17 protein-coding genes are annotated in these 13,944 nt (G+C 51.2%); 4 read left to right on the forward strand and 13 right to left on the reverse strand.

What is annotated here, in order from left to right; all coding sequences use genetic code 11:
* Positions 1–204: hypothetical protein (locus tag B2899_RS15665; protein ID WP_286887041.1), on the forward strand; the 204-nt coding region annotated here is incomplete at its 5' end.
* Positions 205–261: 57 nt separating this feature from the next.
* On the opposite strand, the gene B2899_RS15670 is transcribed toward B2899_RS15665, so the two are convergent.
* Positions 262–666: a PaaI family thioesterase gene (locus tag B2899_RS15670; protein ID WP_286887043.1), complete on the reverse strand. Its 405-nt coding sequence runs from the start codon at positions 664–666 to the stop codon at positions 262–264.
* A gap of 244 nt (positions 667–910) precedes the next feature.
* Here B2899_RS15670 and B2899_RS15675 point away from each other — a divergent pair, with 244 nt between their 5' ends.
* Both B2899_RS15675 and B2899_RS15680 read left to right on the forward strand, forming a co-directional pair.
* Positions 911–1,474: a thioredoxin family protein gene (locus tag B2899_RS15675; protein ID WP_286887045.1), complete on the forward strand. Its 564-nt coding sequence runs from the start codon at positions 911–913 to the stop codon at positions 1,472–1,474.
* 96 nt (positions 1,475–1,570) lie between these two features.
* Positions 1,571–1,726 (forward strand): YycC family protein, encoded by a 156-nt coding sequence (locus B2899_RS15680; protein ID WP_286887047.1) that lies wholly within the window; start codon positions 1,571–1,573, stop codon positions 1,724–1,726.
* 200 nt (positions 1,727–1,926) lie between these two features.
* Here the strand turns inward: B2899_RS15680 and B2899_RS15685 are convergent, their stop codons facing one another.
* The 11 genes from B2899_RS15685 to B2899_RS15735 form a co-directional block, all read right to left on the reverse strand.
* Positions 1,927–2,292 carry a DUF779 domain-containing protein gene (locus B2899_RS15685; RefSeq protein WP_146812187.1) on the reverse strand — a complete coding sequence of 122 codons (366 nt, stop codon included), beginning with the start codon at positions 2,290–2,292 and terminating at the stop codon, positions 1,927–1,929.
* A gap of 26 nt (positions 2,293–2,318) precedes the next feature.
* Positions 2,319–3,839 (reverse strand): aldehyde dehydrogenase, encoded by a 1,521-nt coding sequence (adh, locus tag B2899_RS15690; protein ID WP_146812188.1) that lies wholly within the window; start codon positions 3,837–3,839, stop codon positions 2,319–2,321.
* Positions 3,840–3,924: 85 nt separating this feature from the next.
* Positions 3,925–4,347 carry a GlcG/HbpS family heme-binding protein gene (locus B2899_RS15695; RefSeq protein ID WP_286887050.1) on the reverse strand — a complete coding sequence of 141 codons (423 nt, stop codon included), beginning with the start codon at positions 4,345–4,347 and terminating at the stop codon, positions 3,925–3,927.
* Between the two features lie 7 nt (positions 4,348–4,354).
* Complete coding sequence (locus tag B2899_RS15700; protein ID WP_286887052.1) at positions 4,355–4,693, reverse strand: glycerol dehydratase reactivase beta/small subunit family protein; 339 nt, start codon at positions 4,691–4,693, stop codon at positions 4,355–4,357.
* On the reverse strand, positions 4,690–6,519 hold the full coding sequence (locus B2899_RS15705) for a diol dehydratase reactivase subunit alpha (protein ID WP_286887054.1): 1,830 nt from the start codon (positions 6,517–6,519) through the stop codon (positions 4,690–4,692). Before B2899_RS15705 ends, B2899_RS15700 begins: the two co-directional genes overlap by 4 nt.
* Positions 6,520–6,524: 5 nt before the next feature.
* On the reverse strand, positions 6,525–6,947 hold the full coding sequence (locus B2899_RS15710; RefSeq protein ID WP_146812190.1) for a diol dehydratase small subunit: 423 nt from the start codon (positions 6,945–6,947) through the stop codon (positions 6,525–6,527).
* Positions 6,947–7,537 (reverse strand): propanediol/glycerol family dehydratase medium subunit, encoded by a 591-nt coding sequence (locus B2899_RS15715; RefSeq protein ID WP_286887057.1) that lies wholly within the window; start codon positions 7,535–7,537, stop codon positions 6,947–6,949. The genes B2899_RS15710 and B2899_RS15715 overlap by 1 nt, the downstream gene beginning before the upstream one ends.
* Before the next feature lie 12 nt (positions 7,538–7,549).
* A complete protein-coding gene (locus B2899_RS15720) occupies positions 7,550–9,235 on the reverse strand; it encodes a propanediol/glycerol family dehydratase large subunit (RefSeq protein ID WP_146812192.1) in 1,686 nt (561 codons plus the stop codon).
* Positions 9,236–9,344: 109 nt separating this feature from the next.
* Positions 9,345–10,103, reverse strand: a complete 759-nt coding sequence (locus B2899_RS15725) for a response regulator transcription factor (protein WP_146812193.1) — start codon at positions 10,101–10,103, stop codon at positions 9,345–9,347.
* The gene (locus B2899_RS15730) at positions 10,081–11,334 is read right to left on the reverse strand and encodes a sensor histidine kinase (RefSeq protein ID WP_146812194.1); all 1,254 of its coding nucleotides are present in this window, start codon (positions 11,332–11,334) and stop codon (positions 10,081–10,083) included. Before B2899_RS15730 ends, B2899_RS15725 begins: the two co-directional genes overlap by 23 nt.
* An 18-nt stretch (positions 11,335–11,352) precedes the next feature.
* A complete protein-coding gene (locus B2899_RS15735; protein WP_170230390.1) occupies positions 11,353–11,529 on the reverse strand; it encodes a hypothetical protein in 177 nt (58 codons plus the stop codon).
* Between the two features lie 203 nt (positions 11,530–11,732).
* On the opposite strand from B2899_RS15735, the gene B2899_RS15740 reads away from it, so the two are divergent.
* Complete coding sequence (locus tag B2899_RS15740; protein ID WP_286887062.1) at positions 11,733–12,869, forward strand: glycerol dehydrogenase; 1,137 nt, start codon at positions 11,733–11,735, stop codon at positions 12,867–12,869.
* A gap of 181 nt (positions 12,870–13,050) precedes the next feature.
* Here the strand turns inward: B2899_RS15740 and B2899_RS15745 are convergent, their stop codons facing one another.
* On the reverse strand, positions 13,051–13,653 hold the full coding sequence (locus B2899_RS15745) for a 3D domain-containing protein (RefSeq protein WP_286887064.1): 603 nt from the start codon (positions 13,651–13,653) through the stop codon (positions 13,051–13,053).
* Between the last annotated feature and the right edge of the window lie 291 nt (positions 13,654–13,944).

Below are 13,944 nucleotides of genomic sequence, written 5' to 3' on the forward strand. Positions count from 1 at the left end.
AATCCTCTCCTCATTCTTTCCTCTCTTTTCCCTCGTACCCCAAAAGTCAGCCGCCCTCCCATGATTTTCATGTCAGGGTTGCGGCTGAAAAGTCATGGTTGTTTTCTATTTTTCCGCCATTTACCCATCAGCGGCATCCGTAAGCCAAACACAAGGCCTACAATGAAAATTAGCAAAACAGCAAATAGTACAGTGCCTGCATAAAATGCAATGGTGTTCCACATTTCTTTTTCTTCCTTTTCTCTATATTTGAAAGCTTTACTACTTCAATACACGGAAGCTTCCTGTCGCCACCGCCAGCAGCGTTCCGTCTTCCGTCTCGACGCGCGCTTCTGTCGTAATCGTACGTTTGGTACGGTGTACAATGCGGCCGCGCGCATAGACTTTACCTTCACCCACAGCGGCAAGATAATGGATATTCATATTGGTGGTCGCCTGCTTCATGTCTCCTTCAGAGCGCGCCGCAAGCCCCATCGCATTGTCCAGTAATGTGGCATATACACCACCGTGCAGCGTCATGTTTCCGTTCATATGCTCGGGCGCTACGGTAAGCGAAAGCAACGACGTGCCCGCTTCAACACTCTCGATAACGCAGCCGGTATGCTTCCAGAACGGCACATCGGAGAAATAATCTTTTAATTCCTGCAAGTATTGCTTGTCTGCCATCTGTGAACCTCCATTGTATATAGTATATATCTTCATCTTACCATTATTAACAAAAAAATAATGGATGAAGAACGCAAGCTCCTCATCCGTTCCTTCAGAATTATATACCATGCTATACACAGGATAAGAAACAGTTCCATATCTGTAATCCAACATCTTCCGGGCACATTCCTATGCAGGAATTTTACGATTTGCGCCGAAACACAACACATACTGAAAATGATAGAGACAAGGAGGCCTGCAGATGAGCGTCAATCTAAAAGATAAATTTGGTACCGGCAAAACACCGGAACAGTTCATGGAAGGCATGACCAAAAATAAAGAAGCGTTTCACGATTGGTACAACCGTTTCTCCTGGCCGGAAGGGGAGCAGACATTTTTTCAATCCCTTGCAAACCGTAACGATTTGCGCTGCCTGATTCTTGCGTCGGATTGGTGCGGGGACGTCGTACGCAATGTGCCGGTCGTATTCCGTGCTATGAATGAAGCCGGCATCACGACAGAAGTGCTCATTATGGAAGACAACCTTGATGTCATGGATCAATTTCTGACAATGGGCGGCCGCGCAATTCCCGTGGTCATTTTCACAGATGCGGACGGCAATGTACTCGGCAAATGGGGTCCGCGTCCGGTACACGTGCAGGCTATCATGACCGCATTCAAGCAGGAAAATCCGGACCGCAATGCACCCGATTACGAGGAAAAGATTAAAGAAGCACGCGCAAAGATGCTGCAGGAATACGGCGAAGATACAGGCTATCAAGCCGTAATTATTAAAGAGCTGCATGAAACCCTTGCCAAACTGTAAGACAGAATCCGGAACGGCGGCAACGTCGTTCCTTTTTTCACTCTTCGCTCCTTCTGTTATAATGGAAAAAACAAAAGAAAGGTGGACTCCCTACTAATGAGACCGAACCCGATCTCTTTAGAGACGGCAAAAATACTGTCCGAAAAACTCAACGTGCCAATCGAACAAATTATGCATATGCCGCAGCATATCCTGTTGCAGAAGCTAACCGAGGTCGCCAATCAAGAAGATGAAAAAAAAGATAAAGAGTAAATGAGGAAATAATTTCAATGAGGAAAAAGCGAAAGCCTTTTTCTTCCTCAAATCTTCTTTCCTCTTCCCTCTCCTTCTTTCCTCACGATTTTCAAAGAAAAGCACCTAACACGCTAAGAAGCGGAGGGGGGATTTTTCCCCGCTCCGCTTCTTTCGATCCAATCCTCCCATAGCGCAGGCTTTACGGTTGCTCGTTCTGCCTACTTACTATTCAGCATGTCCCGTTCCTCGTCCGTAAATACCCGCGAACGAGTCAAAAACCGTACCCCTTCAGGTCCTTCAAGCGAGAACATGCCCCCTCTTCCGTTCACCACATCAATAATCAATTGCGTATGTTTCCAGTACTCGTATTGCGGCTTGCTGATGTAGAACGGACTGTCCCCGATTTTTCCCAGCAGAATGTCCTGATCCCCTACCATGAACTCATCCCGCGGATAACACATTGGAGAGCTACCGTCACAGCAACCGCCGGACTGATGAAACATCAGCGGACCGTATCTATCCTTCAGTTTCTCGATCAAAGCAAGCGCCTTATCCGTTGCCAGCACCCGTTTGACTTCGTCCATACCCTCACCCCCCGCTGACGCAACGATTAGAAGAAGCCCTGTGCTTCCGGTGCATAGCTAATCAGAAGGTTCTTTGTTTGCTGATAGTGATTGAGCATCATTTTATGCGTTTCCCGACCGATGCCGGACTGTTTGTATCCGCCGAATGCGGCATGAGCCGGATATGAATGGTAGTTGTTAATCCACACGCGGCCCGCCTGAATTTTCCGTCCCATGCGGTACGCCGTATTCATATCGCGTGTCCATACACCCGCACCCAGACCGTACAGCGTATCATTCGCTATGTGCAGCGCTTCCGTCTCATCCGCAAATGTAGTAACAGATACGACAGGACCGAATATCTCTTCCTGGAAGATGCGCATTTTGTTATTGCCTTTGAAAACGGTTGGCTTAATATAATAGCCTTCCTTCAAATCCCCTTCCAGGTAGTTGCGTTCGCCGCCGATTAAGCACTCTGCGCCTTCCTGCAAACCGATATCGATATAGGACATAATCTTTTCCATTTGTTCCATAGATGCCTGTGCTCCGATCATCGTCTCGGTGTCAAGCGGATTGCCCTGCTTAATGCTTCTGACGCGCTCGAGCGCCCGCTCCATAAACTCGTCATAGATGGATTCATGAATGAGGGCACGGGACGGGCAGGTACACACTTCTCCCTGGTTAAGCGCAAACATCACGAAACCTTCAATCGCTTTATCGAAGAACGCATCGTCTTTTGCCGCCACATCCGGGAAGAAAATATTCGGTGATTTACCGCCCAATTCCAATGTGACCGGAATGATATTTTGTGAAGCGTACTGCATAATCAGGCGGCCTGTTGTTGTTTCGCCGGTGAACGCAATTTTTGCGATACGCGGGTTGGATGCAAGCGGCTTGCCCGCCTCGACCCCGAATCCGTTCACTACATTAAGCACACCCGGCGGAAGCAGATCTTCAATAAGTTCTATGAGCACCATAATGGAGGCCGGAGTCTGCTCGGCTGGCTTCAGCACGACGCAGTTGCCTGCCGCCAGCGCCGGTGCCAGCTTCCAGCATGCCATCAAAATCGGGAAGTTCCACGGAATGATTTGGCCTACAACGCCAAGCGGCTCATAGAAATGATAGGCTACCGTATTCTCGTCAATCTCGCTGATGGTTCCTTCTTCGGCGCGCAGAATGCCGGCAAAATAGCGGAAATGGTCAATGGCGAGCGGAATGTCAGCTGCCATCGTTTCGCGTATCGGTTTACCGTTGTCCCACGTCTCGGCAACCGCCAGCATTTCCAAATTCTCTTCCATCCGGTCGGCGATTTTGTTCAGAGTGCGGGCGCGCTCTGCGGCCGGCGTACGGCCCCACGCATCTTTGGCAGCGTGCGCCGCATCGAGTGCCAGTTCGATATCTTCCGCTGAAGACCGCGCAACCCTGCAGAATGTTTTGCCGTTAACCGGAGAGATGTTATCGAAGTACTCACCTTTGACCGGAGCGGTCCATCTTCCGCCGATATAGTTGTCGTATTGCGGTTTAAAATTCACCTTGGCTTGTTCTTGTCCCGGTTGTGCACTAATCATAATGTTTGTCCTCCTTTTAATTTTGAAATAAAAGATATATGAATATATATATGAATATAAAAGGGATACCTATACCTTCAGTTGCCTATACTTTAGCCGCCATCCTTTCAAACGCTTTGACCGCCGCTTCCGCCACCTGAATATCCTGCTGCACCGACCCCCCGCTTACACCGACCGCGCCTACGATCCTACCTTCTGCGCGCAGCGGAATGCCGCCGCCAAACAACACGATGCGCCCGCTGTTCGTCGTATTGATGCCATACAGCTCAGCACCCGGTGCACCGGCTTCCGCCAGGTTTGCTGTCGGCATCTTAAGCGCCACCGATGTCCACGCTTTATTCTGGGCAATGTCGACGCTAACCAGCAACGCATCATCCATCCGGTGGCAGGCGACGAAATTCCCTCCTTCATCAACTACAGAGATCACCATCGGAACACCCACCTGAAGCGCTTCATGTTCCGCCTGCTCTATCATTTCCTTTGCCATATCCAGAGTGAGCACGCTCATTCGCCTCTCATCCTTTCTTTATATGAAGTAAGTGCAATCCTTTCGCGAGACGGGCCGCATTCTGTCCGAGGACTCTTCCGTTTTCGGCTTTCTCTACTAAATACGGGGAACCGTGCGGAAGTTTTTCATGACAGACGGTACATGTGCCATCGACACTTATGCCAACACCGATTTCAAGCGGCGAAAGAGAAGCGGCACGTCTGCCCAATTCCTCAGCGCACGAGCTTACGTCTTCCGCACAGGAGAACGGAACCCCTTCTTCCTCAAGACCTGCACAGACATCACGCAGAGCTTTGCTCTCGACGCCTTTCTCATAGAATATAGGGATATAGACACGGCGTTTCACAGGGTCACCTCCCGAGCGGCCGTTAATACCAGCCCGGTTGCCACCGCATTGCGGGGACCTTCCGTTCCTCGTACATTGGCAAATCCGGCCACGATCCCATATTTGCCCAGTTCTTCCGTAACCATCTGCGGAATCTCAAAATCAAGCGCGGACCCGCCGACCATGACGACGAATGAGAGGTGCCGGATGTTTTGTGTGGGCACAATTTGCTTGAGCGCCCGCAGCGCATTCGTAACGAATACACGCCGTTTGGCGCTTCGCCGAATCTCCCGTACCTTCTCCATGGACAGATTGGCGGGAAGCGGCGTCAATCCGCCTTCTTCCCGGATAACCACCCGACCGTAAACGTCCGGTGGAAACGGAGAGCCGGAGAACAGCATGGTCCCGTCTTCAAGCTGCATATGAAACAGGCTTACGACTTTGCCTAGCGGATGTTTCTTAACTCTCTCGGCCAGCTCTCGGTCTCCGAGCGCCAGCTCCGCGTCGATGAGCATGGTGACCATATCGCCCGCCCCGGCCAGATGTACCGAGCTTATCTCGCCCCGCTCATTCACCGCGGCGGCATCGGTGGAACCGCCTCCCATATCAAGGATAACAAGCGGTGCTTCTGTACCCGGGGTTGTTAACGCCCCGCGGATAGCCATTTCCGCCTCTATCCCTCCGACTTCCACCGAAATGCCAAGCTCTTCTTCAAGCGCCTGTGCCACTTTCTCCACAGGCATCCGCTCCGTTCTCACCATGGATGCCATCGCTACCCCGCTCTCCACGGACAGCTCACCGGCCATCGCTCCGCCGATCGAAACGGGAAGAGACGCATCGGTCGCCAGCAAATCTCCAATGGTAATGTCTGAAAAAGGCTGTCCGGTACTGTCGGATAAGTGCTGACGTAAACCGTTCAGCATACCGCCGACATTGGTACCCATCTCTCCCTGTACATCGAGCAGCCCGCCCGTTTTTTCAACGCTCTGCATAATGGCTTCCGCTCCGTCATTGACCGCAACGCTTACGTTATTTTTCCGGCCGTAGAGTGTTAAACGGCCCGCTTCGATGCGCCGCTCGACTATTTCTCCCTGCGGTGTGCGAATGACGACAGCGGAACGGTTGCCGACCAATGCCCGTGCGATGGGTGCAATTTGTCTGGTCTCTTCCGGTGTCAGCCCGAATACGGTGGAAAGCCCGTATGGATTGCTAAGCGTACGGATGACATATCCGGGAAGTGCAACCTCCACCGCCGCCTGCTTGCCGAGCGGTACTTTTTCAATGGAAGCTACTTCATCGACAATCGGAATTTTGTGACGAAGCCGGTTGTAAATAAGAACCCCGTCATCTTTTTGTGCTATTGCCCCCACAATCTCGATTCCCCGTTCACATGCCTGGTTCATCTTATAGGCAGCCCACTCATAATCGGCTTCCTGCGGAATCACCACGATGTATGCCTGCCCCGCTTCCGTGTCGGACGCCAGCATACCAAGCGAAATAGTAATGCCGATAGCAAGCCCTGCACCACCAGGGGTATCAGGATTATGTCCAATCATCGACGATTCGGTAATCAGCGTCTCGCTGATGACATCCATCGCAAGGTCACCGATGACCGGAACCGCATCATTTACGCGAATTCTGGAGATATTTTTAAGGGAGACGCCCGCTTTTTCTACCGCCTTCTTCAACGCCAGGCGGATGCCGGAAACGTTGTCCACCGTTCCTTTTACGCCGGTCGTCTTCGTCAGATGCTGCGCAAGAAACTCAGCCCTTCCGCCGTCCACCCGTGCCAACGCCACCTCGGTCGAGGAGTTTCCGATATCGACTCCGGCAATCAGCTCAGGCACTTTGGCTACTCCCCGTCCCTGCGCAGCAGGTTCCGCTGCTCGTATACGTCGGCCGCTTCGCGGATGAGGGCGGCATTCTCGTGTGCTTCATACTGTGACTCCAGTTCTTCGGCGATGGACAGCAGCTCTTCTTTTGTAGAACGCCGGGGACGCAGCGCATTATAGATTTCGAGAATGCGTGCGTCGGAAATGCCGATAAGTTCGGCGGCTCTGCGAAAGTTTCTTGCCTGCTGATTCTTTCCGAGGCTATCGCAGATTTGCGCATGCATCTGAAGGGTCTCGGGACTAATCCGCAAATCGCTGGCCTGTATTTGCCCGGAAAGCGCCGCATCCAACGTCAATTCCTCGTACGATTTTCCGGTCGGAGTACGCAGCAAATCCGGCCGCTTCAGCCCCAGCGGATAATGTTCACGGGTAAGCGTCTCCATTACACCACCTCCTGCTCTTTTACAGAGAATTGGACATCCAGCTCTACCGGCCTGGCATCCGGTACAAGCGACTGACACTCCTTCAGATAGAGAATGGCGGCTACCGCCTGATATTTCGGCCGGGCCATCTGGTCATTGACGACCGGCACCGGGTTTGGACTTTCACCGAGCGCATACATGGCGGCATTCCGCCCAATTGCCCGATATGTCTCCAGAGTAATGAGCGGTGATTGCGGGAACAATTCCAGATTGCTCAATGGGTCCAGATCGCGCTGGTGAATAACCGCCGTTCCCCTCGACTGAAGGCCAATACTGATTCCCGACCCGCTAAGCCTGGCCGCTTGGTGTGCCATGAATGCCAGATCAGCAACCGAGCGGCTGCGGATGACCCGCGGCTTAACACCCTGCTCTTCAATTCCGGCAAGAATCTCACGCAGTACGTATGCATGGTTTACATGGACAATCGTCTGATTTATCGCGGTACCGAATGCAGGTCCTACCGCTATAACCACTTCATGCGGATCTGTTCCTTTTTTCGCTGTCTCCCGCTCGGCCAAATTCATTTCGACTGTAAGGGTTGTGGATGACATGGCACTCCCTCCTTAATCAAAATCCTGCGGGCTAATAGCCTGACGGATGTTTTTAATCTCTTCCCATCTCTCTGGACTTAGCCGATAGCCGGTTCCCGGACCTTTGTAATCGTTTTCATCATTAACAGCGCTGAGCACTATATTATCTTTATTAATAATAGCTGACGTATGCAGATAATCTCCGGTCACCCGCTGCTTGAGCATAGTAAATACGCGCTCCGCGACCTCCCGATATCCCCGCTTCTCAAGCGCAAGAGCTACATCCAATCCGGTAATGCCTTCGTTCAAAATTCGTTCCGCCGCTTTTAAATCTTCTACAACATTGCGCTGCGGCATGTCCTCACTGCTGTTGGCGTATGCGGCAGCCTCTACCTCTTCATCCGTAATCGCCGGAAAACCCAGCTCATCAAATACAGCCTGCAATGCTTTAGCCGCTTTATAACGAATCTCTATCACGCTGTCCTCATCGACCGGGCGCAATCCTCCGTCCACCATCATGTCCCGCTGCAGAACAAGATAATCATCCATATCCGCCGTATCCATATTTGATCCGGCGAACATATTGTCGCTGTTCGGAACTGCACTGTATCCAGAAAAGATAAAATCGGTGCCCGGAAGCATCTGACAGAGCATCTTGGCGCTGCGGCGAATCGGTGAATGCGAGAATGTCTGGTCATTTCCGGAAGCCACTTCCAAATCAAACATGGTCGTAGCGAGATTTTCCGCCAGCACGGCGCGCAGCCCGCTCGGCACGGCCGCTGGCACACCAATGCAGCTGATGGAGCCGTTCTGCAGTCCCTGCACACCCGCGCCTTTGGCCATCATGACGCAGCGCACTTCCAGATACAGCATCGATTTGCCTTCCGCGCCTGCCATTTGCACTTCGGACCCTGTACCGGAAGTAAAGCGCATTTTCGCGCCGCGGGAAGCATACGCCGACGCAAGAAACGACTTGGACCACGGCGTATCATCTCCGTCGATAAATACCGATTCCGTCCCGTAAATCGAAATTGTTTCCGCATAGGAGGTTAAACCGAGCATGGCAAGACGTAATTCGGTTGCTTCTTCGAGCGCATCCTGCGTCAGAATGCCGCCCCGTGCGGTTTGGGAGCCAACAAGCAGAGCCAGGGCATTGAACGGTGCATAGCGAACTACTCCAACCGTCGTCTCCTGCTCATCAAAACCGCGCAATCCCGCTTCCGCCGCATCAGCAGCCATAAGCACCGGGTTGTCCCGCACATTGGTAACGTGGCACTGGTTGGATGGCGTTTTGCGCGCCCGCATCTTCTGCAGTGCCATCATCATTTCCACCACGTTCATGTGATTGAGCACTTCCACTACCTTTGCAGGTGTCATACCCCGGGCAATGTCGATAATCTCAGCGCGGGAGACATGAATGTCAACGAGCTTACGGGCAATTTCGAGCCCGTCCATTGCCATGACGCTCTCTGCCTTTTCCGCATCCATTGTGTAATCTGCGATAAACCGGTCCAGCATATCGAACTTCTCCCGCGGCTTCCCGTCTAATTCGACAATTCTGCCATTCTCTACTTTCACGGATGGACTCGGATCGTTCGGGCTCGACATGGCGACAAATCCCATCTCGGGCCATTCCGCGACAAATCCGTCCTGGTTAATCGGCTGTTTCTCAAGCACTTCAAAACGCCCGGAACGTTTCTTAAGCTGCGAAGCCTGCATACTTTCACCCTTTCTTTTATCGCCTTCCCTCATCAATAATTATAATTTTCAATTTATTTTTTGTATCTGTATTCAAATGACTATCATTAGCACTCTCTTTACTTTTCTATCAAAAAAGCGATTGCTGAAATTGATAGGGCAGCAGATTAGGCGACGCCATTTGACGTTTGCGATACTGCGTCGGTGTCATGCCTTCATATTTGCGGAACAAGCGCGAGAAATAATTCGGATCCAGCAGGCCGCATCGTTCCCCAATCTGAGCCATTGACAGATCCGTCTCGCTTAGAAGCTGCCTCGCTTTTTCCAATCTCACTTGAATAATATAATCCGTTACTGTCATTCCGGCTTTTTGTTTGAACAGACGACTAACGTACTGCGGATGCAGATGAACGACTTCAGCCAGGCTCTCTAACGTAATCTCTTCGGCGATATGCCGTTTAATATATTCTTTAATTCTGCGTATCGGATGAACTTCCGTAGACTCCGTACGAGGATGAGTCCGCGCAGGGAAAAACTCACGCAGCGTCCGGGCCACTTCTTTTGGGTGCGCCGGTTTCAAAAGATAAGCTTTAGCATCCAATTCGCGCAATTCCTGTTCGGCGTATCGCTCCTCTTCATATGCGGTCAGGAAAATCACTCGACAGTCCGGGCGTTCCGCTCGAATTTGTTTCGCCGCCGTCAGCCCATCCATCACCGGCATTTTCATGTCGAGAATCGCCAAATCAATCACATGCTGCCTGGCTACCTCCACCGCAACCGCTCCATTGTGCGCTTCAAAGCAGCGTGCTCCCGTAAATTCTCCTTCCGTGATAATTCTGGTTAGCACTTCTCTCTCAAGCGGTTCGTCATCCACAATCAGCAGATTCATACAGCTTTCCTCCCGGTAGTGTAATCGTAATGCTGACTCCTTTGCCCGGCTCACTTTTCATCCCGGTAATTCCGTAATTGGGTCCGAATTCGTACTGCAATCTACGGTGAATGTTATACAGTCCGATACCGGTGGTGTGGCCTGTGTCGCGGCCGTGTACGGTTGACAGCATATCCCTAAGTCTTGCCGGCGGCATTCCCTGTCCGTTGTCTTCTACAGTAAACCGGACGGTGCCTTTTGCATATTCTCCCCGCACCCGAATTGTCATCGGCTTTCCTTCCGGTTCAAATCCATGTACGATAGCGTTTTCAATAAGCGGCTGCAGCGTAAGCAGCGGAATCGGCATGCGTTCAAGCTCCGGATCGATATCACACTCAAAACGCAGGCGATCCCGATAGCGAGTTTTTTGAATAAACAGATAATGATGGATATACTCTAGCTCCTCTTCAAGCGGAACCAGCTTGTCAATTTTGCGCAGGTTATAGCGAAGAATACGGGAGAGACTGTACGTGATTTCCTGTGTCTTCTCGGCCCCTTCCAAATAAGCGAGGCGAGAAATTGTGTTAAGCGTATTAAATAAAAAATGGGGATTCATCTGTGATTGCAGCATTTTCAGCTCAATATCCTGCAGGGTTTTCTCAAGTTCCGCGCGCACGCGCAGCTCTTCTACAAGCTTCTGCGTCTTCTCATTAAGTTCCTGCTGGGCCACCTGCTCGGCAATCATTTTAATGATGTAATTAGCGGTTAGAAAAAGAAGCTCCGCAATAGCGCTCACTTTTTTCTTGTCCTGCCTCGCCACTTGTCGTAGAGATTCAGCAAGTTTTGTCTGATCCAGCGGAAGCCCGCTTACGCTGCGGTGAATCGCTGCCAGCTGTTCCGCTTCGTTTTCGGTTATCAGTACCTGCCCGCACAATATGGCGCCGAGATACCGACCATCGTGAATAATCGGGGCGGCTAAATCCACCAATCCGGAGTGGCAGCGGTGAATCACCGGCCGTTCTTCTTGCGCTGCCATAATTCCCACTTTCTCATCCGAAAGAATACAGCGGCTAAGGCCCTCGGGACAGGAACGAATATACGTGCAGAAAGAAGTAAAATTGCTGGGTACGGTAATCGGACGACCCTGCTCGTCACCGATAATAACGGCAAGTCCGGTCGCATCGGAAAATCGATCCTGTACTTCCTGAAGCACTTCCACATCCACAATATCACGAAGTGTTAAAGAAGCCATAGCGTCCTTCCTTTCCTTTTATTTTTCGTTCCGCATTCTCTCTAAGACAATCTCCTTCGGCGTCCAGCAATCGAACCGATAGGTCGGCTTTGTCGCATAGCCAAGTCTGCCGCAGACATATTCCGTTTTACTTCCGGTTCGTTTAACCACCCGGAAATGACGGCACGTTGCACAGCAATGATACTCTCGCTCCATCCCCTTCCTCCGATCCTTTGTTTGTTTAACTCTATCATGAGAGAAAAATTGCTACAAGTGCAAGAAGCAGTTTTCCCTGATTAGATGGTCATTTAAGTGCTACTTTTCCTCAAAATCATACAGAGTCATTTTCAAATCCTCCATGTATAATGTAAACGCTTACTATCTTATGTTGTAAGCGTTATTAAAAAGGAGGATATTTCATGCCGCAAATTTTTGTTTCTCCAGGTAAGTATGTGCAGGGAGCCGGTGTCACAGGTAAAATTGGCCACTACGTTGTTTCTCTCGGGAAGAAAGCGCTCATTCTCGGTGGACAACGGGGCATTGAATCCGTCAGGCAAAATGTTATCCAGAGTCTTACTGATCACCATGTAAGCTACCATATTGAAACGTTCCAGGGCGAGAGCTCGGACAACGAAATCAAGCGAATGTGCGACATTGGCCGTGACCAGGCCGCAGACGTCGTTATCGGTATCGGCGGCGGCAAGGCAATCGATACCGCAAAGGCAGCAGGGTTTGAGCTGGGTGTACCGGTTGTTATCGTACCGACCATCGCTTCCACCGATGCGCCGTGCAGTGCACTCTCCGTCATTTACAGTGATGATGGAGTATTCGAGCGCTATCTTGTACTGCCGAAAAACCCCGATCTGGTGCTGCTCGATACGGAAACCATTGCCCGCTCCCCGGTTCGGCAATTAGTAGCCGGGATGGGAGATGCGCTTTCCACCTATTTTGAGGCGGCGGCCTGTGCCAGGGCACGGGCGAAAAATATCGCCGGCGGCACGATGACCCAGGCGGCTCTTGCCATTGCCCGGCTGTGCTATGATATTTTAATGCGCGACGGGTACAAAGCCAAAATCGCCTGTGAACGAAGGGTAGTAACGGAAGCGCTGGATAACATTGTAGAAGCGAATACGCTGTTAAGCGGCCTCGGTTTTGAAAGTGCGGGCCTCGCCGCCTGCCACGCTGTCCATAACGGATTGACCGTGCTTGAGGAAACCCATCCGTACTGCCATGGAGAAAAAGTTGCGTTCGGAACGCTTACCCAGCTCGTGCTGGAGAATCGAAGCATAAAAGAAATCGAAGAAGTCATCACATTCTGCCGCCTGGTCGGTCTACCGACGACGCTCGCTGATATCGGACTCGAGAGTGCCAGCTCCGAACGGATTCGGCATGCGGCGGAAGCAGCCTGCATAGAAGGCGAAACCATCTACAATATGGACATGGAGATTACTCCGGATAGAGTCTATGCTGCAATGATGGCAGCTGACGCACTGGGTCATACGCACAAACATGGCGAGGAGAACGCTTACCTCCAGTCTTCCGCGTTTATTCTATAACCGCTGAACGCATAAGAAAAACTCGCGGGCGTTGCCGGTCTTTCCCTGCCTTCGAGCCACACGCTCCTCACAGAAAAAGCAACGGTCGGCACACACCCCGCGAGTTTTTCCCTGCTTTCCTATATCACCAAAAGGCCTGGTCATATCGGCCCGGCTTTCGACTGTTCCGATTTCGGACGTCCTACTCAAACACCTTTACTGTTACATCTTTGCGTCCCCACTGCAACGCCTGATTGCGGTCAGAGAAAAAGACATCAATTTTGTTCCCTTTAATCGCGCCGCCCGTATCACCGGCAATCGCCATCCCGTAGCCTTCTACGTATACTTTGGACCCAAGCGGAATGACGGACGGATCGACGGAAATGACTTTAGCGTCCGGATTTTCTTTCAGGTTAATGCCCTGGGACGTTACGCCGGAACATCCCGCACAATTCGCGGTGTACGCCGTGCTTTCCATTGTCAGCACTTTGCCCGGCTTGACATTATCGCCTGAAGCATTCAACGCCTGGAATGTTTGCGGCCCGGCAATACCGTCTACTTCCAAGCCTTTCGCACGCTGGAACGATTTTACGGCATCAACCGTTATCGTGCCATAATAGCCGGTCGCCGTGTGAAAATGGAAGTATCCACGGTTCTTCAGTGCGCTCTGCAACTCCTGCACATCACCATTCTTCATTCCGTAGTGAAGCGTCTGATCTCCCATGGACGCTTCGGCCATTAATGGAGCGCTAACCATCATTCCGGCGGCAACGGTAGAAACAACCATTTTCTTCAGCGGTAGCATGATTGATAGATTCCTCCCCTTCTCTACTCAATAAGCCCCGCTTCTTCTTCCTGTTTTTTGCTCATGCTCAATAGTACAGCCATTATACAAAGAAATGATGAAGCTGAAAAGAGAACTCCTTCTTTTTGCGAACAATGGACCAAATTCCTTTTTTGCCCTTTTTATACCTTTTTTACCGGACAAAAATATACGGAAAACCACCATGGCATCTCAGCCGCAACCCCGACATGAAAATGCAGAGAAGAGCGGCTGACTCTTGTGGTACGAAGGAAAAGAGAGGAAAGAATGAGG

The organism is Aneurinibacillus sp. UBA3580 (assembly GCF_002375825.1).
GTDB lineage: Bacteria > Bacillota > Bacilli > Aneurinibacillales > Aneurinibacillaceae > Aneurinibacillus > Aneurinibacillus danicus.

Bases quoted from the DNA above. Each gene is read 5' to 3' on its own strand.
- B2899_RS15670 (WP_286887043.1), bottom strand. From the start codon at position 666: ATGGCAGACAAGCAATACTTGCAGGAATTAAAAGATTATTTCTCCGAT.
- B2899_RS15675 (WP_286887045.1), top strand. From the start codon at position 911: ATGAGCGTCAATCTAAAAGATAAATTTGGTACCGGCAAAACACCGGAA.
- B2899_RS15680 (WP_286887047.1), top strand. From the start codon at position 1,571: ATGAGACCGAACCCGATCTCTTTAGAGACGGCAAAAATACTGTCCGAA.
- B2899_RS15685 (WP_146812187.1), bottom strand. From the start codon at position 2,292: ATGGACGAAGTCAAACGGGTGCTGGCAACGGATAAGGCGCTTGCTTTG.
- adh (WP_146812188.1), bottom strand. From the start codon at position 3,839: ATGATTAGTGCACAACCGGGACAAGAACAAGCCAAGGTGAATTTTAAA.
- B2899_RS15695 (WP_286887050.1), bottom strand. From the start codon at position 4,347: ATGAGCGTGCTCACTCTGGATATGGCAAAGGAAATGATAGAGCAGGCG.
- B2899_RS15710 (WP_146812190.1), bottom strand. From the start codon at position 6,947: ATGGAGACGCTTACCCGTGAACATTATCCGCTGGGGCTGAAGCGGCCG.
- B2899_RS15715 (WP_286887057.1), bottom strand. From the start codon at position 7,537: ATGTCATCCACAACCCTTACAGTCGAAATGAATTTGGCCGAGCGGGAG.
- B2899_RS15720 (WP_146812192.1), bottom strand. From the start codon at position 9,235: ATGCAGGCTTCGCAGCTTAAGAAACGTTCCGGGCGTTTTGAAGTGCTT.
- B2899_RS15725 (WP_146812193.1), bottom strand. From the start codon at position 10,103: ATGAATCTGCTGATTGTGGATGACGAACCGCTTGAGAGAGAAGTGCTA.
- B2899_RS15730 (WP_146812194.1), bottom strand. From the start codon at position 11,334: ATGGCTTCTTTAACACTTCGTGATATTGTGGATGTGGAAGTGCTTCAG.
- B2899_RS15735 (WP_170230390.1), bottom strand. From the start codon at position 11,529: ATGGAGCGAGAGTATCATTGCTGTGCAACGTGCCGTCATTTCCGGGTG.
- B2899_RS15740 (WP_286887062.1), top strand. From the start codon at position 11,733: ATGCCGCAAATTTTTGTTTCTCCAGGTAAGTATGTGCAGGGAGCCGGT.
- B2899_RS15745 (WP_286887064.1), bottom strand. From the start codon at position 13,653: ATGCTACCGCTGAAGAAAATGGTTGTTTCTACCGTTGCCGCCGGAATG.